20 protein-coding genes are annotated in these 22,238 nt (G+C 59.7%); 12 read left to right on the forward strand and 8 right to left on the reverse strand.

Annotated features, from left to right (window positions below):
• Nucleotides 1–67: 67 nt before the first annotated feature.
• Entirely contained in the window at nucleotides 68–766 is a 699-nt protein-coding gene (gene cpxR / locus KHQ26_RS15500; RefSeq protein ID WP_002882901.1) for an envelope stress response regulator transcription factor CpxR, read from the forward strand.
• The gene (gene cpxA, locus KHQ26_RS15505) at nucleotides 763–2,136 is read left to right on the forward strand and encodes an envelope stress sensor histidine kinase CpxA (protein ID WP_002882898.1); all 1,374 of its coding nucleotides are present in this window, start codon (nucleotides 763–765) and stop codon (nucleotides 2,134–2,136) included. The genes cpxR and cpxA overlap by 4 nt, the downstream gene beginning before the upstream one ends.
• Nucleotides 2,137–2,203: 67 nt before the next feature.
• On the opposite strand, the gene yiiM is transcribed toward cpxA, so the two are convergent.
• Together yiiM and sodA are read right to left on the reverse strand one after the other, a co-directional pair.
• A complete protein-coding gene (gene yiiM, locus KHQ26_RS15510; protein WP_004187194.1) occupies nucleotides 2,204–2,878 on the reverse strand; it encodes a 6-hydroxyaminopurine reductase in 675 nt (224 codons plus the stop codon).
• A 72-nt stretch (nucleotides 2,879–2,950) separates the two neighbouring features.
• A complete protein-coding gene (sodA, locus tag KHQ26_RS15515; RefSeq protein WP_002882894.1) occupies nucleotides 2,951–3,571 on the reverse strand; it encodes a superoxide dismutase [Mn] in 621 nt (206 codons plus the stop codon).
• Nucleotides 3,572–3,860: 289 nt separating this feature from the next.
• On the opposite strand from sodA, the gene rhaT reads away from it, so the two are divergent.
• A complete protein-coding gene (gene rhaT, locus KHQ26_RS15520; RefSeq protein WP_002882892.1) occupies nucleotides 3,861–4,895 on the forward strand; it encodes an L-rhamnose/proton symporter RhaT in 1,035 nt (344 codons plus the stop codon).
• A 32-nt stretch (nucleotides 4,896–4,927) separates the two neighbouring features.
• On the opposite strand, the gene rhaR is transcribed toward rhaT, so the two are convergent.
• Nucleotides 4,928–5,773: an HTH-type transcriptional activator RhaR gene (gene rhaR / locus KHQ26_RS15525; RefSeq protein WP_002882891.1), complete on the reverse strand. Its 846-nt coding sequence runs from the start codon at nucleotides 5,771–5,773 to the stop codon at nucleotides 4,928–4,930.
• 73 nt (nucleotides 5,774–5,846) lie between these two features.
• On the reverse strand, nucleotides 5,847–6,683 hold the full coding sequence (rhaS, locus tag KHQ26_RS15530; RefSeq protein WP_002882888.1) for an HTH-type transcriptional activator RhaS: 837 nt from the start codon (nucleotides 6,681–6,683) through the stop codon (nucleotides 5,847–5,849).
• A gap of 310 nt (nucleotides 6,684–6,993) precedes the next feature.
• Between rhaS (KHQ26_RS15530) and rhaB the strand changes: the two genes are divergently transcribed.
• The 9 genes from rhaB (at nucleotide 6,994) to rhaM (ending at nucleotide 16,975) form a co-directional block, all read left to right on the forward strand.
• The gene (rhaB, locus tag KHQ26_RS15535; RefSeq protein ID WP_002882885.1) at nucleotides 6,994–8,460 is read left to right on the forward strand and encodes a rhamnulokinase; all 1,467 of its coding nucleotides are present in this window, start codon (nucleotides 6,994–6,996) and stop codon (nucleotides 8,458–8,460) included.
• On the forward strand, nucleotides 8,457–9,716 hold the full coding sequence (gene rhaA, locus KHQ26_RS15540) for an L-rhamnose isomerase (RefSeq protein WP_004150375.1): 1,260 nt from the start codon (nucleotides 8,457–8,459) through the stop codon (nucleotides 9,714–9,716). Before rhaB ends, rhaA begins: the two co-directional genes overlap by 4 nt.
• Nucleotides 9,717–9,865: 149 nt before the next feature.
• A complete protein-coding gene (gene rhaD, locus KHQ26_RS15545; RefSeq protein WP_002882882.1) occupies nucleotides 9,866–10,696 on the forward strand; it encodes a rhamnulose-1-phosphate aldolase in 831 nt (276 codons plus the stop codon).
• Between the two features lie 81 nt (nucleotides 10,697–10,777).
• Nucleotides 10,778–11,764, forward strand: coding sequence for a rhamnose ABC transporter substrate-binding protein (gene rhaS, locus KHQ26_RS15550; RefSeq protein ID WP_012737100.1), 987 nt, complete (start codon nucleotides 10,778–10,780; stop codon nucleotides 11,762–11,764).
• 145 nt (nucleotides 11,765–11,909) lie between these two features.
• Nucleotides 11,910–13,421, forward strand: a complete 1,512-nt coding sequence (locus KHQ26_RS15555; protein ID WP_020804541.1) for a sugar ABC transporter ATP-binding protein — start codon at nucleotides 11,910–11,912, stop codon at nucleotides 13,419–13,421.
• Nucleotides 13,418–14,425, forward strand: a complete 1,008-nt coding sequence (locus KHQ26_RS15560; RefSeq protein WP_211777920.1) for an ABC transporter permease — start codon at nucleotides 13,418–13,420, stop codon at nucleotides 14,423–14,425. The genes KHQ26_RS15555 and KHQ26_RS15560 overlap by 4 nt, the downstream gene beginning before the upstream one ends.
• Nucleotides 14,422–15,426 (forward strand): ABC transporter permease, encoded by a 1,005-nt coding sequence (locus KHQ26_RS15565; RefSeq protein WP_002882873.1) that lies wholly within the window; start codon nucleotides 14,422–14,424, stop codon nucleotides 15,424–15,426. The genes KHQ26_RS15560 and KHQ26_RS15565 overlap by 4 nt, the downstream gene beginning before the upstream one ends.
• 89 nt (nucleotides 15,427–15,515) lie before the next feature.
• A complete protein-coding gene (gene fucO / locus KHQ26_RS15570; RefSeq protein WP_002882871.1) occupies nucleotides 15,516–16,664 on the forward strand; it encodes a lactaldehyde reductase in 1,149 nt (382 codons plus the stop codon).
• Nucleotides 16,661–16,975, forward strand: coding sequence for an L-rhamnose mutarotase (gene rhaM / locus KHQ26_RS15575; RefSeq protein WP_023313786.1), 315 nt, complete (start codon nucleotides 16,661–16,663; stop codon nucleotides 16,973–16,975). Before fucO ends, rhaM begins: the two co-directional genes overlap by 4 nt.
• A gap of 37 nt (nucleotides 16,976–17,012) precedes the next feature.
• Here rhaM and KHQ26_RS15580 read toward each other — a convergent pair whose 3' ends face one another.
• The 4 genes from KHQ26_RS15580 to KHQ26_RS15595 form a co-directional block, all read right to left on the reverse strand.
• Nucleotides 17,013–18,278: an MFS transporter gene (locus tag KHQ26_RS15580; protein WP_004210464.1), complete on the reverse strand. Its 1,266-nt coding sequence runs from the start codon at nucleotides 18,276–18,278 to the stop codon at nucleotides 17,013–17,015.
• Nucleotides 18,279–18,319: 41 nt separating this feature from the next.
• Nucleotides 18,320–20,443: an alpha-galactosidase gene (locus tag KHQ26_RS15585; RefSeq protein WP_004151861.1), complete on the reverse strand. Its 2,124-nt coding sequence runs from the start codon at nucleotides 20,441–20,443 to the stop codon at nucleotides 18,320–18,322.
• A gap of 115 nt (nucleotides 20,444–20,558) precedes the next feature.
• Nucleotides 20,559–21,554: a substrate-binding domain-containing protein gene (locus KHQ26_RS15590; RefSeq protein WP_004146243.1), complete on the reverse strand. Its 996-nt coding sequence runs from the start codon at nucleotides 21,552–21,554 to the stop codon at nucleotides 20,559–20,561.
• 87 nt (nucleotides 21,555–21,641) lie between these two features.
• A complete protein-coding gene (locus tag KHQ26_RS15595) occupies nucleotides 21,642–22,190 on the reverse strand; it encodes a helix-turn-helix domain-containing protein (protein WP_002882865.1) in 549 nt (182 codons plus the stop codon).
• Nucleotides 22,191–22,238: the final 48 nt, after the last annotated feature.

A 22,238-nucleotide genomic window follows, 5' to 3' on the forward strand; every position in this document is an offset into this window, starting at 1 on the left:
AAACAACGTAAAGTCATGGATTAGCGGGCCTTGATGACGTAATTTCTGCCTCGGAGGTATTTAAACAATGAATAAAATCCTGTTAGTTGATGATGACCGGGAGCTCACCTCCCTGTTAAAAGAGCTGCTCGATATGGAAGGTTTTAACGTGCTGGTGGCCCATGATGGGGAACAGGCGCTGGCCCTTCTGGACGACAGCGTTGATTTATTGCTGCTCGACGTGATGATGCCGAAGAAAAACGGTATCGATACGCTGAAAGAGCTGCGTCAGACACACCAGACTCCGGTTATCATGCTAACAGCGCGCGGAAGCGAGCTGGATCGCGTTCTCGGCCTCGAGCTGGGCGCGGATGACTATTTGCCTAAGCCATTCAACGATCGCGAGCTGGTGGCCCGTATACGCGCGATTCTGCGCCGTTCCCACTGGAGCGAGCAGCAGCAGACGACCGAAGCCGGCTCACCAACCCTGGAAGTGGATGCCTTAAGCCTCAATCCGGGCCGTCAGGAAGCCAATTTCGATGGCCAGACGCTGGAGCTCACCGGCACCGAGTTCACCCTGCTCTATCTGTTAGCGCAGCATCTCGGTCAGGTAGTCTCCCGTGAGCATTTAAGCCAGGAAGTGTTAGGCAAGCGCCTGACGCCGTTCGACCGCGCCATCGATATGCATATTTCCAACCTGCGGCGTAAGCTGCCGGAGCGCAAAGATGGCCATCCGTGGTTTAAAACGCTGCGTGGCCGCGGGTATCTGATGGTTTCCGCTTCATGATTGGAAGTTTGACTGCACGCATCTTCGCCATCTTCTGGCTCACGCTGGCGCTGGTGTTGATGCTGGTGCTGATGTTGCCCAAACTGGATTCCCGGCAGATGACCGAGCTGCTGGAAAGCGAGCAGCGTCAGGGCATCATGATCGAGCAGCACGTCGAGGCCGAGCTGGCCAACGATCCGCCAAACGACCTGATGTGGTGGCGTCGTTTGTTTCGCGCCATCGATAAATGGGCGCCTCCGGGACAACGCCTGCTGCTGGTGACCAGCGAAGGCCGCGTGATCGGCGCAGAACGCAACGAGATGCAGATCATTCGTAACTTTATCGGCCAGGCCGATAACGCCGATCATCCGCAGAAAAAACGCTATGGCCGCCTGGAAATGGTGGGCCCGTTTTCCGTCCGGGACGGGGAGGATAACTATCAGCTCTATCTGATTCGTCCCGCCAGCACCTCACAATCCGACTTTATCAACCTGCTGTTTGACCGGCCGCTGCTGCTGCTGATCGTCACGATGCTGGTCAGCGCCCCGCTGCTGCTGTGGCTGGCGTGGAGCCTGGCGAAACCGGCGCGTAAGCTGAAAAATGCCGCCGATGAAGTCGCCCAGGGCAACCTGCGCCAGCATCCGGAGCTGGAAGCCGGGCCGCAGGAGTTTTTAGCCGCTGGCGCCAGTTTTAACCAGATGGTGACGGCCCTGGAGCGGATGATGACCAGCCAGCAGCGGCTACTGTCCGATATCTCGCACGAGCTGCGCACGCCGCTTACGCGCCTGCAGCTGGGCACCGCTCTGCTGCGCCGCCGCAGCGGAGAGAGCAAGGAGCTGGAGCGTATCGAAACCGAAGCGCACCGGCTGGACAGCATGATCAACGACCTGCTGGTGATGTCGCGCAATCAGGCGAAAAACGCCCTGGTCAGCGAGACGGTGAAAGCCAATCAGCTATGGAACGAAGTGTTGGACAATGCGGCGTTTGAAGCCGAGCAGATGGGGAAATCTTTCACCGTTGAGTATCCGCCGGGCCCATGGCCGCTGTACGGTAACCCCAATGCGCTGGAAAGCGCGCTGGAGAATATCGTGCGCAACGCCCTGCGCTACTCGCATACGAAAATTTCCGTCAGCTTCTCGGTGGATAAAGACGGGATTACGGTTAACGTCGATGACGACGGCCCGGGAGTCAGCCCGGAGGATCGCGAACAGATTTTCCGGCCATTCTACCGGACCGACGAGGCGCGCGACCGCGAGTCCGGCGGCACCGGCCTGGGGCTGGCGATTGTCGAAACCGCTATTCAGCAGCACCGCGGCTGGGTGAAGGCCGACGACAGCCCGCTGGGTGGTCTGCGTTTAACAATCTGGCTGCCGCTGTATAAACGAACCTGACGCCGACCCGGCCTGCGCTGTGCGGCGCTGCGCCGGGAGCATCCCCGGGAATACTTAATATGGGGGATTATTTCCCCCATAATCTCCGCGAACTATCCTCTATCTTGCCGCTTAAACGCCGTTTCTGCATCGTTCGGCTCCAGCTAACAGACAGGCCCGCTGCCGACAGTAAGCGGTGGTACTGATCATCATCAAACGGCATCTGCCAGGCAATCGCCCCGGCCTCATGAACGCTGACATCACTCAGCCGGGAAACCAGCTCGAGCGGCGCATCGCTGGAAACTTGCCCTCCGGCAATCACCCGGTACAGCCAGCCGGTTTTTCCGCTGTTTTGCATCAGCTGCGCCATATCATTGATCGCAAAATGAAAGTTGAGCTTGAAGCACGGCGATCGCGGCTGGGTGACCTGGATCAGCGCCTCGCCCCAGCGAAAGATATCGCCGATATAAACGTTTTGCTCGGTAAGCCCGGTGGTGGAGAGGTTTTCGCCGAACGCCGGCGCGCAGAACCGCTCGGCCTGCTGGGGGAAGTCACGGATCCAGTCGGCATAGTGTTCGCGCGGATAATGACACAGCGCGCGGTCCGGCCCGCCGTGGATTTTCTTCTCCGCCTGCTGGTCCCCATCGAGACCGAGATCGCCGAGCTGCAATTCTCCGTCGACCTGGATTTTGTCGATCGCGCTGGGGCGACTGCCCACGTAGTCCCTGATTTTGCCGACAAAGACATTCACCGGATAATGCATGGCTGCTCTCCTTGCTACAGATATAAAAAAAGCGAGTCATCAGACTCGCTTCTCTTTTAGCGCAATGCAACCTTATTTTTTGGCGGCAAAACGCGCTGCAGCTTCGTCCCAGTTCACTACGTCCCAGAAGGCTTTGATGTAGTCCGGGCGGCGGTTCTGGAATTTCAGGTAGTAAGCGTGTTCCCAGACGTCCAGGCCGATAATCGGGAAGCCGGAAGCGCCGGAAATGGCTTCGCCCATCAGCGGGGAATCCTGGTTGGCGGTGGAGACAACGGCCAGTTTGTCACCTTTCAGGACCAGCCACGCCCAGCCGGAGCCGAAACGGGTAGCAGCGGCTTTTTCGAATTCCGCTTTGAAGTTCTCCACGGAACCGAAATCGCGCTCGATAGCCGCTTTCAGGTCGCCCTGCAGGGTGGTACCGGTTTTCAGGCCTTTCCAGAACAGGCTGTGGTTCGCGTGGCCGCCTGCGTTGTTACGCAGTACGGTTTTTTTGTCAGCCGGCAGCTGATCCAGCTTGGTAATCAGCTCTTCAGCGGACAGGTTAGCGAACTCCGGCAGGCTTTCCAGCGCGGCGTTGGCATTGTTCACGTAGGTCTGGTGGTGTTTAGTGTGATGGATCTCCATCGTCTGCTTGTCGAAGTGCGGTTCCAGAGCATCGTAAGCGTAAGGCAGGGATGGCAGGGTATAGCTCATAATCATCTCCATTATTGTCGAGCGGCTCAAGTGTTAACGCCGCGTAAGCAGTTTGTCCATTATAGTTAATTAAATGGTATTGAAAATGCTTATCAATGCCGTATTTTTCATATGGATATAACCAGAAGAAATACCCGTCGTTTTGTGATGTAGAACAACTAATTAAGCCCATGGTTGCCAGGGTTCGCCATCCTGTGGCAACGTCCTGAAGGCGGCCAAAGCGGCCAATTTTTACACTCATCCCATCGGAAGCCGCCGTCTCCGATAAAAAAAGATGAGGATAAAATCAATGAACCACGCGATTACGATGGGTATTTTTTGGCATTTGATAGGGGCCGCCAGTGCCGCCTGTTTCTATGCCCCGTTCAAGAAAGTAAAACACTGGTCGTGGGAAACCATGTGGTCGGTCGGGGGGATCGTCTCCTGGCTGATTCTGCCCTGGGCCATCAGCGCCACGCTGTTACCCGACTTCTGGGCCTACTACCGCTCTTTTAGCGCCTCCACGCTGCTGCCGGTCTTTCTGTTCGGCGCCATGTGGGGCATTGGTAATATCAACTATGGCCTGACCATGCGCTATCTTGGCATGTCGATGGGGATTGGCATCGCCATTGGCATCACGCTGATTGTCGGCACGCTGATGACGCCGATTATTAACGGTCAGTTTGCAGTGCTGATGCACACCCAGGGCGGTCAAATGACGCTGCTCGGCGTGCTGGTGGCGGTGATTGGCGTCGGCATCGTCACCCGCGCAGGCCAGCTGAAAGAGCGCAAAATGGGCATCAAAGCCGAAGAGTTCAATCTGAAGAAAGGGCTTCTGCTGGCGGTAATGTGCGGTATCTTCTCCGCAGGGATGTCGTTCGCGATGAACGCCGCCAAACCGATGCATGATGCCGCCGCGGCGCTCGGCGTCGACCCGCTGTACGCAGCGCTGCCAAGCTACGTGGTGATTATGGGCGGCGGGGCGCTGGTTAACCTTGGCTTCTGCTTTATTCGTCTGGCGAAAGTGAAGAACCTGTCAGTCAAAGCCGATTTCTCGCTGGCCAAACCGCTTATCATCAGCAACCTTCTGCTCTCCGCCCTCGGCGGTCTGATGTGGTATCTCCAGTTCTTCTTCTATGCCTGGGGCCACGCCAGCATTCCGGCGCAGTATGATTATATGAGCTGGATGCTGCACATGAGTTTCTACGTGCTGTGCGGCGGTGTGGTGGGTCTGGTGCTGAAGGAGTGGAACAACGCCGGCCGTCGTCCGGTGAGCGTCCTGAGCCTCGGCTGCGTGGTGATCATCATCGCCGCCAATATCGTCGGTCTGGGAATGGCCAGTTAATCACCGGATCATCTGCCTGACAACGACGCTCTTCAGGCGGCGGCGCGACTGCGCTGCCGCCACTGCCCCGGCGACATGCCGATTTCCCGGCTAAAAACCACCGAAAAGTAGTTACTGTCCTCAAAGCCGCACTGCATGGCGATATCGCCGATTAAGCGCTCGGTATGCTGCAGCAGATACTGCGCATGGCAGATCCGCAGCTGGCGTAAATAGTGATTGATGGTCATCCCGGTTTGCTGGCGAAACTGCTGGCGAAGCGCCCGCTCGCTGCCGCCCTCCTGCTCGCAGAAACGCTCCAGAACAAAGGGGCGGCTAAGGCTGGCCGCCAGCGCGGCCAGCAGTTTGTCCAGCAGCGCTTCGCGCTGCGTCGCCGCGGGATCATCCGTCGCGTAGCGATGGCGCTGCAACGTCAGCGCCAGCTGGGCAAAAAGCAGTTCGGCCATCGCATTTCCCTGCGCGTCGCGCCGGGCGCACTCATGCTCAAGCTGGCTAATCACCTGGCGCGCCTGCGCCATACCTGTGCTGCCCATGCGCCAGTGGGGCTTCCACGGCGTACCGAAGAGGCCAGGGATCGCCCCGGCCCAGTCAAAATTGAGCTGCAGCCGCTCCGGGCAATAGATGATGTTCTGCAGAACCAGATCGTTAACGGAAGCATAGGAGTGTTTATCTTCGGCGCGAATGTAGAACAGATCGCCGCGGGTAATGCGCCAGGGGCGATCGTTAAGGACGTGCAGCCCGTTGCCTCGCCACACCAGAACCAGCTCGCAGAACTCATGGGTATGTTCGGCAAAGACATTTTGCGGGTAGCGGTCTGCCACCGCCACTGCCTGTGTGGCGGAAGGGAAAAACTCCTCTTTACGTAAAATCAGACCGGCCACGGCTCACACTCCAAACGCGGATAACGGCGCATTATTCGCGTTTTTAGTCTGCAATACGTTGACTCTTCTCGCGTTACTGAAGAATGGCGTCGCGCCCCTGGCGGATATCGCGCGGCGACCAGTCGAACTCCCGGCGAAAAAGCGTCGAAAAGTGGTTACTGTCGCCGAAGCCGCAGCGATAAGCGATATCAGTCACGCTTTCATCGCTGTGGCGCAGCAGGTGGCGGGCTTTCATCAGGCGCACCCGATTAAGATAGCGCTGTGGCGTCAGACCGGTCTGCTGCTTCAGCTGGCGGTGCAGCGTACGCAGCGACAGCGAAAACTGCGCCGCCACCTCCTCCCAGCAGATCTCCTGCGCAAAATGGTCTTCGAGCCAGGCCAACAGCTGATTCAGCCGCGCATCGTTGTTGGTGGCCTCTTCCGCAAGGCTGCTTTTACGTAACAGCACCAGCAGCTGCATAAACAGGATCTCACGGCTGGCGACGGCATGAGTATCCGTATCGCTCCCCACGGCCTCGATCTGCGCCACGATATGCCGCACCTGTTGCAGGACGGTTTGATTCACCCGCCAGTGCGAGGGGTAGTTTCCTTCCTGTTCCTGGGGCAGTAGTTGACTGACCCCGGCGAGAAAGCGAAACGCATCCGGCGCGCGATAGAGCACATTGGTCAGACACAGATTATCCGTGTGCTCGTAAAGATGGCGGTCGTGATCGCGGATAAAACAGACCGAACCGCCGCCAATGGTGTAGGGCTGGCCATTGAAGACGTGAATACCCGATCCCTGCTCCACGATAACTATTTCATGGAAATCATGGTGATGTTCCGGAAAGGCCGACTGAGGGAGGCGGGGTTCAATAGCCACCGTCGAGATCCCGGCCTTAAAGAAATCCGTACTGTGCAATATGGTCATGATGCCACCCTCGTAATGAGAAAAATTATCAGTCACCGGCTGATAGTAATGAAGGGTTGGCTATCCGGCCTTCAATTTTTGACCGCGAAATTCGTAAATCCTGCCGCTTTTTCAAGAATCAGCCGGAAAGATGCGGAACTGCGGAGGCCATCACATCCCCCTCGCCATCCCCTAAAACCGCAAACTGTGATGTCCCTCACGGTCACCTTTGCTTTCTTGCCAGCGGCCAGTTTTGGCTGTCCGTAGCGAGAAGGTGTCAGTAAACGGCCTTTTTTAGACTGCGGACAATGATTTTAAGAAGGATCGTTTCATGAGTATTCGTCATTGTGTCGCTGTCGATTTAGGCGCCTCCAGCGGGCGGGTGATGCTCGCCAGCTATCAGCCCGGGCCGCGCGCCCTGACGCTGCGCGAAATTCATCGCTTCACCAATAGTCTGCAGAAAGTAGACGGCTTCGACTGCTGGGATGTAGATAGCCTGGAAGGCGAGATCCGCCGCGGGCTGGAGAAAGTGTGTGAGCAGGGCATTCTGATAGACAGTATCGGCATCGATACCTGGGGGGTAGATTATGTCCTGCTGGATAAGCAGGGTCAGCGCGTCGGGCTGCCGATTTCCTACCGTGACGACCGCACCCAGGGCCTGCTGCGTCACGCTGAAGCGCAGCTGGGCCGGGCGGAAATCTATCGCCGCAGCGGCATTCAGTTTTTGCCGTTTAACACGCTTTATCAGCTGCGCGCTCTGGTGGAGCAGCAGCCGGAGCTGGTCAGTCAGGCTGCCCATGCCCTGCTGATCCCCGACTATTTCAGCTTCCGCCTGACCGGCAATCTGAACTGGGAATATACCAACGCCACCACCACCCAGCTGGTCAATATTAACAGCGATAGCTGGGATGAGACGCTGCTGAACTGGACCGGCGCGCCGTTGGCGTGGTTCGGAAAGCCGACCCACCCCGGCAATGTGATAGGCCACTGGATCTGCCCGCAGGGTAACCGAATTCCGGTAGTCGCTGTCGCCAGCCACGACACCGCCAGCGCGGTGATCGCCTCCCCGCTGGCCGACCGCCATGCCGCCTATCTCTCCTCCGGCACCTGGTCGCTGATGGGGTTTGAAAGCCTGACGCCGTACACCTGCGACGCGGCGCTGCAGGCCAATATCACCAACGAAGGCGGAGCCGAAGGCCGCTATCGGGTGCTGAAAAATATCATGGGCCTGTGGCTGCTGCAGCGGGTGCTAAAAGAGCAAAACGTCAGCGACCTGCAGGGGCTGATCGCCCGCACCGCCGCGCTACCGGCGTGCCGCTTCATAATTGACTGCAACGATGACCGCTTTATCAACCCGGCCAGTATGAGCGCCGAGATCCAGGCCGCCTGTCGCGACGCCGGGCAGCCGGTTCCTGAAAGCGATGCCGAACTGGCGCGCTGCATTTTCGACAGCCTGGCGCTGCTCTACGCCCGGGTGCTTAACGAGCTGGCGGCGCTGCGCGGCCACCCCTTCAGCCAGCTGCATATCGTCGGCGGCGGCTGTCAGAACACGCTGCTCAACCAGCTGTGCGCTGACGCCTGCGGGATCGCCGTCGTGGCCGGCCCGATAGAGGCCTCCACCCTCGGCAATATCGGCATCCAGTTAATGACCCTCGACGAGCTGGCCAATGTCGATGAGTTTCGTCAGGTAGTGCGCGGCAACGCGGCGCTCACCACTTTTACCCCCAATCCTGATAGTGAAATTGCCCGTTTCGTGGCGCAGTTTCAGCCACAACAGACCAAGGAGCTTTGCGCATGACCACTCAACTTGAACAAGCCTGGGAAATTGCTAAGCAGCGCTACGCCGCCGTCGGCGTGGATGTCGAGGAGGCCCTGCGCCAGCTGGACCGTCTGCCCGTCTCCATGCACTGCTGGCAGGGTGACGACGTCGCCGGTTTCGAAAACCCGGCGGGAAGCCTGACCGGCGGTATCCAGGCGACCGGCAACTACCCGGGCAAAGCGCGCAATGCAGAAGAACTCCGCGCCGACCTTGAGCAGGCGCTGAGCCTGATCCCGGGGCCAAAACGTCTCAATCTGCACGCTATTTACCTGGAATCCGACGCGCCGGTAGCGCGCAATGAGATTAAGCCGGAGCACTTTAAAAACTGGGTTACGTGGGCGAAAGCCAACAAACTGGGGCTGGATTTCAACCCCTCCTGCTTCTCGCATCCGCTGAGCGCCGACGGCTTTACCCTGTCGCACGCCAACGATGAGATCCGCCAGTTCTGGATCGACCACTGCAAAGCCAGCCGCCGCGTATCCGCTTATTTTGGCGAACAGCTGGGCACGCCGTCGGTGATGAATATCTGGGTGCCGGACGGCATGAAGGATATAACCGTTGACCGCTTCGCCCCGCGCCAGCGGCTGCTGAACGCCCTTGATGAGGTGATCAGCGAGAAGCTCGACCCGGCGCACCATATCGACGCCGTGGAGAGCAAGCTGTTCGGCATCGGCGCCGAAAGCTACACCGTCGGCTCCAACGAGTTCTATATGGGTTACGCCACCAGCCGTCAGACGGCGCTGTGCCTCGATGCCGGCCACTTCCATCCGACGGAAGTGATTTCCGACAAGATCTCCGCCGCCATGCTCTACATCCCACGCCTGCTGCTGCACGTCAGCCGCCCGGTGCGCTGGGACAGCGACCACGTGGTGCTGCTGGATGATGAAACCCAGGCCATCGCCAGCGAAATCATTCGCCATAACCTGTTTGACCGCGTGCACATCGGCCTCGACTTCTTCGATGCCTCCATCAACCGCATCGCGGCCTGGGTGATTGGCACCCGCAATATGAAAAAAGCGCTGCTGCGCGCCCTGCTGGAACCGACCGCCCAGCTGCGCCAGCTGGAGAACGACGGCGATTACACCGCCCGCCTGGCGCTGCTCGAAGAGCAAAAATCGCTGCCGTGGCAGGCCATCTGGGAGATGTACTGTCAGCGTCACGACACGCCGGCGGGCAGCCAGTGGCTGGACAGCGTACGGGCTTATGAGAATGCGGTTCTGAGCCAGCGCGGGTAATGCACGGGCTTCCCCGGGTCGCGGCTGACGCCTTACCCGGGCTACGAACCGGTAGCCCGGATAAGCCGTTTACGGCGCAATCCGGGGGCACGCACATATTTTGGGTGAGGGGGTCAACCCCGCACCGAATCAACAGGAAAGACAAGACTATGCAGACCATTATCGACGCCTGGTTCGTCCAGGGCATGATCAAAGCCACCTCCGACGCCTGGCTGAAAGGCTGGGACGAACGCAACGGCGGCAACCTGACGCTGCGTCTGGATGAAGCGGATATCGAACCTTACGCGGCGGATTTCCACGCCAAACCGCGCTATATCGCCCTCAGCCAGCCGATGCCAACCCTGGCCAACCAGCCGTTTATCGTCACCGGCTCCGGCAAATTCTTCCGTAACGTCCAGCTCGACCCGGCCGCTAACCTCGGCGTGGTGAAGGTCGACAGCGACGGCGCGGGATACCATATCCTGTGGGGCCTGACGGAGGATGCCGTCCCGACCTCCGAGCTGCCGGCACACTTCCTGTCGCACAGCGAGCGCATCAAACTGACCGGCGGCAAAGACCGGGTGATCATGCACTGCCATGCCACCAACCTGATCGCCCTGACCTATGTTCTGGAGAACCACAGCGATCTTTTCACCCGTAAGCTGTGGGAAGGTAGCACCGAATGTCTGGTGGTCTTCCCGGATGGCGTCGGCATTCTGCCGTGGATGGTGCCGGGCACCGATGAAATCGGCCAGGCGACCGCCGAAACCATGCAAAAACACTCGCTGGTGCTGTGGCCGTTCCACGGCGTCTTCGGCAGCGGCCCCACGCTGGATGAGACCTTCGGCCTGATCGATACCGCCGAGAAGTCCGCCGAAGTGCTGGTGAAAGTCTTGTCGATGGGCGGGATGAAGCAGACCATCACCCGCGACGAGCTTATCGCCCTTGGCAAACGCTTCAACGTGCAGCCGCTGCAGTCCGCTTTAGATCTTTATCCATAACAACATCGCGCCCCGCTCACCGAGACGGGGCGAAATATCACCTGCAAACCCTACAAAACTAACTCATGTGGAGTAAAAGCAATGAAAACAAAGACAAGCTTGATCCTCACCGTTGCCGCCCTGGCGTTGTCCGGTTCCGCCTTAGCCGAAGTTAAAATCGCCCTTGTGGCGAAATCGCTGGGAAATGGCTTCTTCGAAGCCGCCAACGTTGGCGCCCAACAGGCAGCCAAGGAGTTAGGTGATGTCAAAGTGATCTACACCGGCCCGACCACTACCACCGCCGAGGCGCAGATCGACGTGCTGAACGGGTTGATCGCCCAGGGGGTGGATGCGATCGCCATTTCCGCCAACGATCCGGACGCGGTGGTGCCGGTGCTGAAAAAAGCGATGCAGCGCGGCATCAAGGTGGTCTCATGGGACTCCGGCGTGGCGCCGGCAGGCCGTCAGATCCATCTTAACCCCTCAAATAACGCCTTAATTGGCGAAACCAACGTCAAGCTTGCCGCCGATGCGCTGCAGGCGCTGAACGTTGAGAAAGGCGAGGTGGCCGTGTTAAGCGCCACCCCAACCTCCACGAACCAGAACATCTGGATTGAGGAGATGAAAAAGGTGCTACCGCAGTATCCGTCGGTGCAGCTGGTCACCGTCGCCTACGGTGACGATCTGTCGGATAAAAGCTACCGCGAAGCGGTGGGTCTGCTGAAATCATATCCGGACCTGAAAGTCATTGTCTCGCCGTCGTCGGTGGGGATTGTTGCCGCCGCGCAGGCGGTGAAGGACCAGGGCAAAATCGGCAAAGTGTATGTCACCGGGCTGGGGCTGCCGTCGGAAATGGCCGGCGCGATCAAGTCCGGCGCCAGCAAAAGCTTCGCCATCTGGAACCCGATTGACCTGGGTTACGCCGCCACCTATCTGGCCGACGATTTAGTCAAAGGCACGGCGACCAAAACCGAAGCCAGTATGGGCAAGCTGGGCAAAGTGAAGCTGGACGCCGAGGGGAATGGCGCGATGGCCAAGCCGTTTGTCTACGATGCGAACAACATCGATAAGTTCTCGAAAATTTTCTAATCCTTGTTCCCTCACCCCGGCCCTTTCCCGGAGGGAGAGGGGGAACGGCTGGCCCTCTGCGCGATGCGGCCAGCGGACGCCGGACCGTTCCCTCGCCCCTGTGGGGGAGGGTTAGGGTGAGGGGTGATTTTTGTGGAGAACTATCATGTCAGCATCAACGCCACTGCTGTCGCTGAAGGGGATCACCAAGATTTTTCCCGGTGTGCGCGCCCTTGAGAACGTGCAGCTTGATCTCTGGCCCGGCAAAGTGACCGCCTTAATCGGCGAAAACGGCGCGGGGAAATCCACGCTGGTCAAAGTGATGACCGGTATTTATCAGCCCGAAGAGGGCGAGATCCTCTATAAAGCGATCCCCATTCATCTGCCAACGCCGGAGTCGGCGCATAAGGTAGGGATCACCGCCATTCACCAGGAAACCGTGCTGTTTGACGAACTCTCGGTCAGCGAAAACATTTTCGTCGGCCAGTATCTGTATAAGGGACTGCTGAAAACGCTCGACTGGCCGGCGATGCACCGCAGAGCCAACGAGATCCTCACCCGTCTGGAAGTCCAGATCGACCCGCGAGCCACGCTGAAAACCCTCAGCATCGCCCAGCGTCACATGGTGGCGATTGCCCGGGCGCTGGCTTTCGACGCCCAGGTGGTGATCCTCGATGAGCCGACCGCCGCGCTTTCCCAGCATGAAATCCTGGAGTTTTATCACATCGTTGAGCGTCTGAAGCAGGACGGCAAAGCGATCCTATTTATCTCGCATAAGTTCGATGAAATCTTCGAGCTGGCCGATTATTACACCATCCTGCGCGATGGGGTGTACGTCAGCTCCGGGGCGATAAGCGACATCACCGAAGAGCGGATGGTGTCGATGATGGTGGGCCGGGCGATCAGCCAAACCTACCCGAAAGTCGACTGCACCCCCGGAGAAACGGTGCTGGAGGTGACCGATCTCTGTCATCCTACCGAGTTTGCCCATATCAGCTTCCGCCTGCGCAAGGGAGAAATTCTCGGCTTTTACGGCCTGGTGGGCGCCGGACGCACCGAGCTGATGCAGGCGCTCTCCGGTGTCTCGCGCCCCTCCTCCGGCGAGATCCGCCTGAACGGCAGAACCATGCGCTTTCACCAGCCCGCCGACGCCATCCGCGCGGGCATCGTCTGCGTGCCGGAAGAGCGGCAGAAACAGGGAGCGATCATCGCCCTGCCTATCGCCCAGAACATCAGTTTACCGCAGCTCAGCAAGCTCAACCCTAACGGCATCCTGAACGACGCCCGGGAATGGCGGCTGGCCGACGAGTACGCCTCGCGCCTGCAGGTTAAAGCCTTCAGCTGGCGGCAGCCGGTGGAGACCCTCTCCGGCGGCAACCAGCAGAAAGTGGTGATTGGCAAATGGCTGGCGACCCAGCCCGAGGTGATCATTCTCGATGAGCCGACCAAAGGCATCGATATCGGCTCAAAGGCCGCCGTGCATCAGTTTATGTCCGAGCTGGTCAGCCAGGGGCTGGCGGTGATTATGGTGTCGTCAGAGCTGCCGGAAGTGATGGGCATGGCCGACCGGATTATCGTAATGCACGAAGGGCTGATGGTCGCCGAATACCAGGCCGGGGAAGCGACAGCGGAAACCATCGTTAGCGCCGCCAGCGGCATCGGCCAGGAGGCGGCATGATGGGACACGCATGGCTGAAACATCGCGAAGCGCTGCTGGCTTTGGTCATCATTTTGATGATCGGCGCCATCGGCAGCCGGGCGCCGTCGTTCGTTTCACCGGGCAATCTGGTGGAGATGTTTAACGATACCGCCATCCTTATCATCCTCGCCCTCGGGCAGATGATGGTGTTGCTCACCAAAGGCATTGATCTGTCGATGGCCGCCAACCTGGCGCTGACCGGGATGATCGTCGCCCTGATTAACGCCCACTATCCGGGTATTCCGGTGGTGGCGCTGCTGGCGCTGGCGACTCTGCTGGGCCTGCTGATGGGAGTAATTAACGGCCTGCTGGTCTGGCGCCTCGGCATTCCCGCCATTGTGGTGACCCTGGGCACCATGAGCATTTATCGCGGCATTATCTTCCTGCTGACTGACGGCGGCTGGGTTAACTCACATCAGATGAGCGCTGATTTTCTCAGTCTGCCGCGCAGCCCCCTCCTGGGGCTGCCGCTACTGAGCTGGTGCGCCATCGCCGCGCTGCTGCTGGTGGGTTATTTCCTGCGCTACAGCCGCACCGGCCGGGCCTTATACACCGCGGGCGGCAACGCGACGGCGGCATACTACACCGGCATTAACGCCGGAAAAATGCAGTTCGTCAGCTTCTGTCTCTCCGGCGCGCTGGCCGGCTTCTGCGGCTATCTGTGGATCTCGCGCTTCGCCGTCGCCTATGTCGACGTCGCCAACGGTTTTGAACTCCAGGTGGTCGCCGCCTGCGTGATCGGCGGTATCAGCACCATGGGCGGAAGCGGACGGTTGCTGGGCTGCCTGTGCGGCGCGCTGTTCCTCGGGGTTATCAATAACGCCCTGCCGGTGATCGGCATCTCGCCCTTCTGGCAGATGGCGATTTCCGGGGCGGTGATCGTCATGGCGGTGCTGCTCAACGAGCGCGGCAATCGCGGTCACGGGCGGTTAATCCTGCGCAACGCGGCGTTAGCCCGACAGAAACAGGCGGTGAAATCATGAGCAAAATGATGGTATCTGAAGAGATGAAAAACGCCCCGGCCGCGCCGTCGCCGCTGCGCCGCCTGCTGTGCTGGGAAGGGTTTTTACTGGCGGTCACCCTGGCGGTATTTATCGGCAACGCCGTGGCTTCCCCGTACTTCCTCAATATCTGGAACCTGTCGGACGCCACCTTTACCTTTACCGAGAAGGCGATCGTCGTCCTGCCGATGGCGATGCTGATTATCGCCCGGGAAATCGATCTGTCGGTAGCCTCGACGATGGCGCTCAGCTCAACGGTGATGGGCTTCTGCGCGGCAGCGGGGATGGACACTCCGCTGCTGGTGGTCATCGGCCTGGGCGTAGGTCTGCTGTGCGGCCTGTTCAACGGCTTGCTGGTGACCCGCTTTAACCTGTCGTCCATTGTGATCACCATCGGCACCATGAGCCTGTATCGCGGCATCACCTATATCCTGCTGGGCGATCAGGCACTCAATCACTATCCGGAGAGCTTTGCCTGGTTCGGCCAGGGGTACGTGTGGGGGGCGCTCTCTTTTGAGTTTGCGCTGTTTATCCTCCTCGCGGCCGCCTTCACCTTTCTGCTGCATAAAACCAACTTTGGTCGCCGGACCTACGCCATCGGCAATAACCCGACCGGCGCCTGGTTCTCTGGGATCAACGTTAAGCGTCATAACCTGGTGCTGTTCGCGCTGGTTGGGCTGATGGCCGGGCTGGCGGCAGTCCTGCTGACCTCACGGCTCGGCAGTACCCGCCCCACCCTGGCGATGGGCTGGGAGCTGGCGGTTGTCACCATGGCGGTGCTCGGCGGCGTCAATATTCTCGGCGGCTCCGGCAGCATGCCCGGGGTGATCATCGCCGCCTTTCTGATGGGGCTGGTGACCTTCGGCCTTAGCCTGCTGAACGTCCCCGGCATCGTGATGTCGGTGATCATCGGCGCCATGCTGATCGTGGTGATCTCCCTGCCGATTATTACCCGGCGGATGATGCAGCGAAGACGATGTTAATTTCCCCCTCACCCTGGCCCCCTCCCTGCGGGAGAAGGTCGGGGTGAGGGGAAACGGATTTCCCAAAATCAACATTAAGGAGAATTATCATGAGTTTTATGTTGGCACTACCTAAAATCAGCCTCCACGGCGCAGGCGCGATCGGTGATATGGTCAAGCTGGTAGCGGGCAAACAGTGGGGCAAGGCGCTGATCGTCACCGACGGTCAGCTGGTGAAGCTGGGCCTGCTGGACAGCCTGTTCGCCGCGCTGGATGAACAGCAGATGGCTTATCAGCTATTTGACGAGGTATTCCCCAACCCCACCGAAGCGCTGGTGCAGCAAGGCTATGCGGCTTACCAGGCGGCCCGCTGCGATTACCTGATCGCCTTCGGCGGCGGTAGCCCGATTGATACCGCCAAAGCGATAAAAATCCTCACCGCCAACCCAGGCCCCTCCACCGCCTACTCCGGCGTCGGCAAAGTGAAAAACGCTGGCGTGCCGCTGGTGGCCATCAATACCACCGCCGGCACGGCGGCGGAGATGACCAGCAACGCGGTAATTATCGATAGCGAGCGGCAGGTGAAAGAGGTGATTATCGACCCGAACCTGATCCCGGATATCGCCGTCGACGACGCCAGCGTGATGCTCGACATTCCGCCAGCCGTTACCGCCGCCACCGGCATGGATGCCCTGACCCACGCCATCGAGGCCTTTGTCTCCGTTGGCGCCCATCCGCTGACCGACGCCAACGCCCTCGAGGCCATTCGTCTGATTAACCTGTGGCTGCCGAAAGCGGTAGACGATGGGCACGATCTGCAGGCCCGCGAGCAGATGGCCTTTGGCCAGTATCTGGCGGGCATGGCGTTCAACAGCGCCGGTCTCGGGCTGGTACATGCCCTGGCCCATCAGCCTGGCGCCACCCATAATCTGCCGCACGGGGTATGCAACGCCATCCTGCTGCCGATCATCGAAAACTTTAACCGCCCGAACGCGGTGGCGCGCTTTGCCCGCGTGGCGCAGGCGATGGGCGTCGATACTCGCGGCATGAGCGATGAAGCTGCCAGCATGGAGGCCATCAATGCCATCCGCACGCTGAGCAAACGCGTAGGGATCCCCCAGGGTTTTAGCCAGCTTGGCGTCAGCAAAGCCGATATCGAAGGCTGGCTGGATAAAGCGCTGGCCGACCCATGCGCGCCGTGTAACCCGCGCCCCGCCAGCCGCGATGAGGTTCGCGAGCTCTATCTGGAGGCCTTATGATCCGTAAAGCCTTCGTCATGCAGGTGAACCCCGACGCGCACGAGGAGTACCAGCGCCGCCATAACCCCATCTGGCCGGAGCTGGAAGCAGTGCTGAAAGCGCACGGCGCGCACCACTACGCCATCTATCTCGATAAAGAACGCCATCTCCTGTTCGCGACGGTGGAGATTGAATCGGAAGCCCGCTGGGAAGCGGTCGCCAGCACGGAGGTATGCCAGCGTTGGTGGAAATACATGCGCGAGGTGATGCCCAGCAACCCGGACAACAGCCCGCTGAGCGAGGAGCTCAAAGAAGTGTTTTATCTGGCGTAAAAATAACTGGCCTCCCTCCAGACGGGAGGCCGGTCGATTAAACGGTCATTGCATTATCGCGCAGCGGCTCGGTTTTCGCCTTACCCGCTAACGTAAACGCGGAGATTAAGGTAACCGTCAGAGCAATACCGCCGAGGATCATATAGGTCTCCTGGAAACCGATCCGATCGTACATATTGCCGGCGAAGGCGGAGAGGAAGATCGCCGCCACCTGCTTGGCGAACTGGAAGCCCACCAGGTAAATGGTCGCCGACAGCCGGACGTCAAACACGCCGGTGATGTATTTAAAGGCGCCCACCAGCAGGAACGGCACCTCCAGCGCATGGAGCATTTTCAACGCTACGACTTCCGCGGCGGTGGTGGCGAAGGAAGAGCCAATCATTCTTGCCGCCATCACCATCCCGGCGATCAGCAGGGTATTCTTCGCTCCGATACGGTTAATAATCCACGGCGAGCTGAACATAATGATGGCGTTACATATTTCTCCCGCGGTGGTGGCGAAACCAAAGGCGCGGGTGCCCGCTTCCGGGGTCGCGAAGAACGATTTGAAGAAGGTGGCGAACTGCTGATCGAAAACGTCATACACGCAGGCCACGCCGATAACATACAGAATAAACATCCACATCTTACGCTGGCGGAACATGCGCACCGCCGTTTTTAAATCGATCGCCGGGCGATTGGCGCCGAGCGAATCCATCACCTGCGCGGACTGACTGGCCTGCGGTTTGGCGATGGCCACCAGCACCACCAGCAGCAGCGCGGCGGCTGACCCCATCCAGAACACCCATTCGGGATTAATGCTGAACAGCATTCCGGCGGTAGTCGCGCACAGCGCCCATCCCAGGCAGCCAAAGGTGCGCGCCTTGCCGTATTCAAACCCGCTGTTGCGGCTTACCCGTTCGATATAGGCCTCCATCGCGCCGGCGCCTGCGGAGAATGCAAAGCCGATATAGGCGCCGCCGCTCAGCGCCCCGAGCCAGATATTGGTTTTCAGCAGCGGAGCGAAAACATAAAGGAAGAAGGGAGCAATCAGCACCAGCAGAACGGTCACGATCCACATCAGGTGTTTTTTCAGCCCCAGCTTGTCAGAGATCACTCCGAGGATCGGCTGGAAACAGATGGCGAACAGCGACAGGCTGGAGAAAACGAGGCCGGTTTCGGTTTTATTCAGGCCGATGACGTCCGACAGCCAGATCGGCAGAAACGGAAAGCAGGTGGCCATGATGAAGAAGTAGAGAAAGAAGAACAGCCCGAAAATCCAGAAGTTGGGGTTGTTTTTGTGGGTACAGACGGTCGGGTTCATTATATTTTCCTCAAGAAGGGCCGCAGCGCGGCCCGATACCATCACACGCGTTGCAGACCAATCAGAATGGCGCTTTCCGGGTCGAGGATGGGTAGCGCCAGCCCCGCCTGCTGCAGCCACTCACCGCTCACCGTCTGCGGCGTCGTCATCCATGCCGGCAGCTTCCGCATGGTGTGGCCGCCCTCGCCGGTGATCTGAATGTTCGGATGATCGAGGAGCGTCACCTGATAGCGGGCGCTCGCCTCCAGGCCCGCCAGGCGCAGCGGCGCCATCAGGGTGTAGTCCGGCATCGCCAGCTGGCTAACGAGGAAGATCGCCTGCGCTTTATCCGGGCTAACGACGCCATGGGCAAGGGTGGTGGCGTCCGGCATATCTATTCGCCACTGCACGCCGTGATGGATCACGTCGCGCCACTGTTTATGCAGGGCTGCATATTTTCGGTATCCGGCGCGCTCTTCTTCATCGGCGCTCACCGGATCCAGCTCAAGGCCCATATGACCGAACAGCGCCGTCAGGCCGCGAAAGGCGATACTATGCTGGCGGAAGGTGGCATGACAGTGGCGATTGCCAATGTGCGCGCCCATTACCTCGGGTGGAAAGAAGTAGCTCATGCCGCGCTGGATGGTGTTGCGCTCAAGGGCGTCATTGTTGTCAGACGCCCAGAAGCGATGGCTGCGTTTGAGGACTTCATAATCGATCCGTCCGCCGCCGGAGGAGCAGGATTCAAATTCAATGTGCGGGAAACGGGCCACCAGCGTATCCAGCAGGCGGTAGAACTGGCGCGTTTGCGCGTCCGCAGCGGCGCGTCCCTGATGCCCAGGCTGCACCAGCTCGCGGTTCATATCCCACTTCACGTAGTCCACCGCATGCTCGCCCAGCAGCCAGCTCATCCGCTCCAGCAGATAATCAAACGCTTCGGGAATGTTGAGGTTCAGGACAAACTGATGGCGGCCGGTCAGCGGGGTATAGCCCGGCAGCGCCAGCACCCAGTCCGGGTGCGCCCGGTACAGATCGGAATCCGGGTTAATCATTTCCGGCTCCACCCAGATACCGAATTCCATACCCAGAGACTTCACGTGATCGATAACCGGCGTCAGGCCGTAGGGGTATTTTTTCTCATCGAGATACCAGTCGCCAAGCGCCGCCCAGTCGTCGTTGCGCCCTTTAAACCAGCCGTCATCGATAATAAAGCGCTCGACGCCCAGGGCCGCCGCTTCGTCGGCCATACGCATGATGTAGTCCGGGTCGTGGTCGAAATAGATCCCCTCCCAGGTGTTGAGATGCACCGGGCGCGGTTTGTTGCCCGGGAAACGAATAATCCGTTCGCGCAGATAACGATGGAACTGCTGGCTCATGCCGTTCAGCCCATTCGCCGAGTAGCTGGCATACAGGTACGGCGTCCACAAGGTTTCCCCTTCCGCCAGCGCCATTTCGCCCGGCAGATAGAGCGCCTCGGCCTGCAGATAGCGACGGCCATCGGTTTTCACCTCCGCCCGCAGGCGATGGTTACCGCTCCAGGCCAGATGCACGCCCCAGACTTCACCCTGCATCTCGCTAAAGGCGCGGCTGCCGGTGATCAGGGCCGGGAAATGTTCGTGAGAGGTGCGCCCGCGGCGGTTCTCCAGCACAAAGCTGTCGTGCTCAAGCGTCAGGCGGTGAGGCTGAAACTCGCGGATCCAGCGGCCATGGAAAGCCATCACCTCGCGAGCGCGTTCGGCGACCGGCAGCGTGACCGCCAGGCGATCCACCTGCCATGGGCTGGCGCGCAGATTGGTCACGCCATGGCGCACGCTCAGCACGCCGCTGGCATCCAACGCGATCTCGCTCTGCAGGCGCAGGCCGGCCTGCGGATCTTCGCTGACCAGGGTCAGCGTCTGGCCCTCGTGCCGCACTTCGCTGGTGGTGAACAGCGGAGAGGCATCCAGCCCCTGACGATGGCCTTCAATGCCCGGCGCGCCAAACAGACCATGGCCCAGCTCCGCCATTAAGGTCACTGGCGAATCAACATCCAGTCTGCCGTTGGCGACCGGGCGCGTCAGGCTGTCGGCATCCTGCGGCGAAAAGTGGCTTAAATGCGGTCCCCAGTAGACAATTTCGGCGAAAGGGCGGGTTTTAATCACAACATCGGCACCGGCGCTTTGCAGGTGAATCAGCGAATCAGACATCAGACATCTCCATTACAAGGAATGTCTTACTGTTGATCCGAAACGTTTCGGATGCCAACCAAAACGTTTCGGATCCGTGATCGGCTTCAGAATTACGGGTTAAAAAGGGGTAAGATCAGGCGGTTTCACCTGGGAAAAATTCCGGCTGCCATAGCACCTGCAGCGTGGCGAGATCCTCCCCGGCGATTAAGCGACGCACCATATCAGCAATCTGCCGTCCCACGCCCTGGCGCGTGGACTGGATCACCGCGGCGACATCGGTCTCAATGATGCTGTCCTGCGGCAACCCGTCGTACACCACCAGGGCGACGCGGTTGTCGCCGGTTAAACGCCCCAGGTGGGCGAGCGCCATCGCGGCGCCATCGCCATGGGTGTTGCAGTCGGTGATAATCGCGGTAGGCGGCTCAGGCAGACGCAGCAGCTCCAGCGTGGCCTGATAGCCGCCGCGGCGCGTCGCCGGCACGCTACGCAGCCATGCATCGGATAACCCCGCCTCGCGCAGGGCATCGAGGTAGCCGTTACGCCGTTGCAAAATAAACGCCTGATTGTTGTTCTCGCCCAGCAGAGCGATACGCTGGTGGCCCTGTTGAATCAGATGGCGGGTGGCGCGGCAGGTGCCGGCATAGTTATCGAAATCAAACCAGGCGTAGGGCTGCGCCAGGCGGCTACGGCCGAGCGCCAGAAACGGAAAGCCGGAGGCCTGCAGCTGCGCCAGCCGCGGATCGTCATCCAGAGTATGGGCCACGATTAATGCATCGACGCGACGGCCCTGCACCATGCGCATATAGCCATGTTTATCCGCCTGCTCATCATCGGCGATCAGCAACAAATCAATGTCATGGCGCGCCAGCTCATGGCTGATCTCCCCGACCATCTCGAGAAAAACGTTATTGTTGAGCGGCGCGGGGCGGACAGGAAAGACGAGACCAACGGCATCGATGGTGCCCATTTTCAGACGGCGGGCGAAAGTGTTGGGGCGATAGCCCCGGCGCTGCGCTTCAGCCTCAACCCGGGCGCGGGTCTCCTGCGACACATCGTCGTAGCCGTTCAACGCCCGGCTGACGGTCGTGACGGAGATCCCAAGTTGTTTGGCAATGGCTTTCAGCGACATAAAAATCCCTGTTTTCGCATAGGAAAGCTAGTTTCCCGCAATATGGCTATGACGTCCAGCGAGCGCGCGTCCCCCGCCGACGCGATGTCAGTTTTGCTCAGCGATCAGCAGGGCCTGCGTATCCGGCTCCAGCGCCTGAAAAACATGCTCCTGATCCGCCGGGTAGCAGATATAGTCGCCCTCGCCGAGCTCTTCCGGCGCCGACGTCAGCCCTACCCGCGCCCGCCCCTGGGTGACGATAATATGTTCCACCGAGCCTGGCGGATGCGGATGCGAAATGCGGTCGGCGCCGGGCTGGGTGAGCAGCAAATAGATGTCCCGACGCGCGCCGGGCGGACAGGCGGCCAGCAAAATGGCCTGATAGTTCGCCTGCTCTGCCACCACTTTGGTCCCCTCGCCGCGGCGGATCACCTGCGTTTTGTTCACCTGCGGCTCAAGCAGCCTGGCAAATGGAATATCCAGCGCTACGCAGAGCGACCACAGCGTTTCCAGACTCGGGTTGCCGTTGCCGGACTCCAGTTGCGATAGCGTGGATTTTGCGATACCCGCCCGACGCGCGACTTCCGCCAGCGAAAGCCCGGTCCGCGCCCGCTCCCGCACCAGACTTTTGGCGATAACGCTGATTGGCTGTGTCATACCCGCCCCTTGTTTTTTATATCGAACAATTCGTTCGCCTTGAAAAAC

The sequence above is a fragment of the Klebsiella sp. 10 genome, from assembly GCF_018223925.1.
Taxonomy (GTDB): Bacteria; Pseudomonadota; Gammaproteobacteria; order Enterobacterales; family Enterobacteriaceae; genus Klebsiella; species Klebsiella pneumoniae.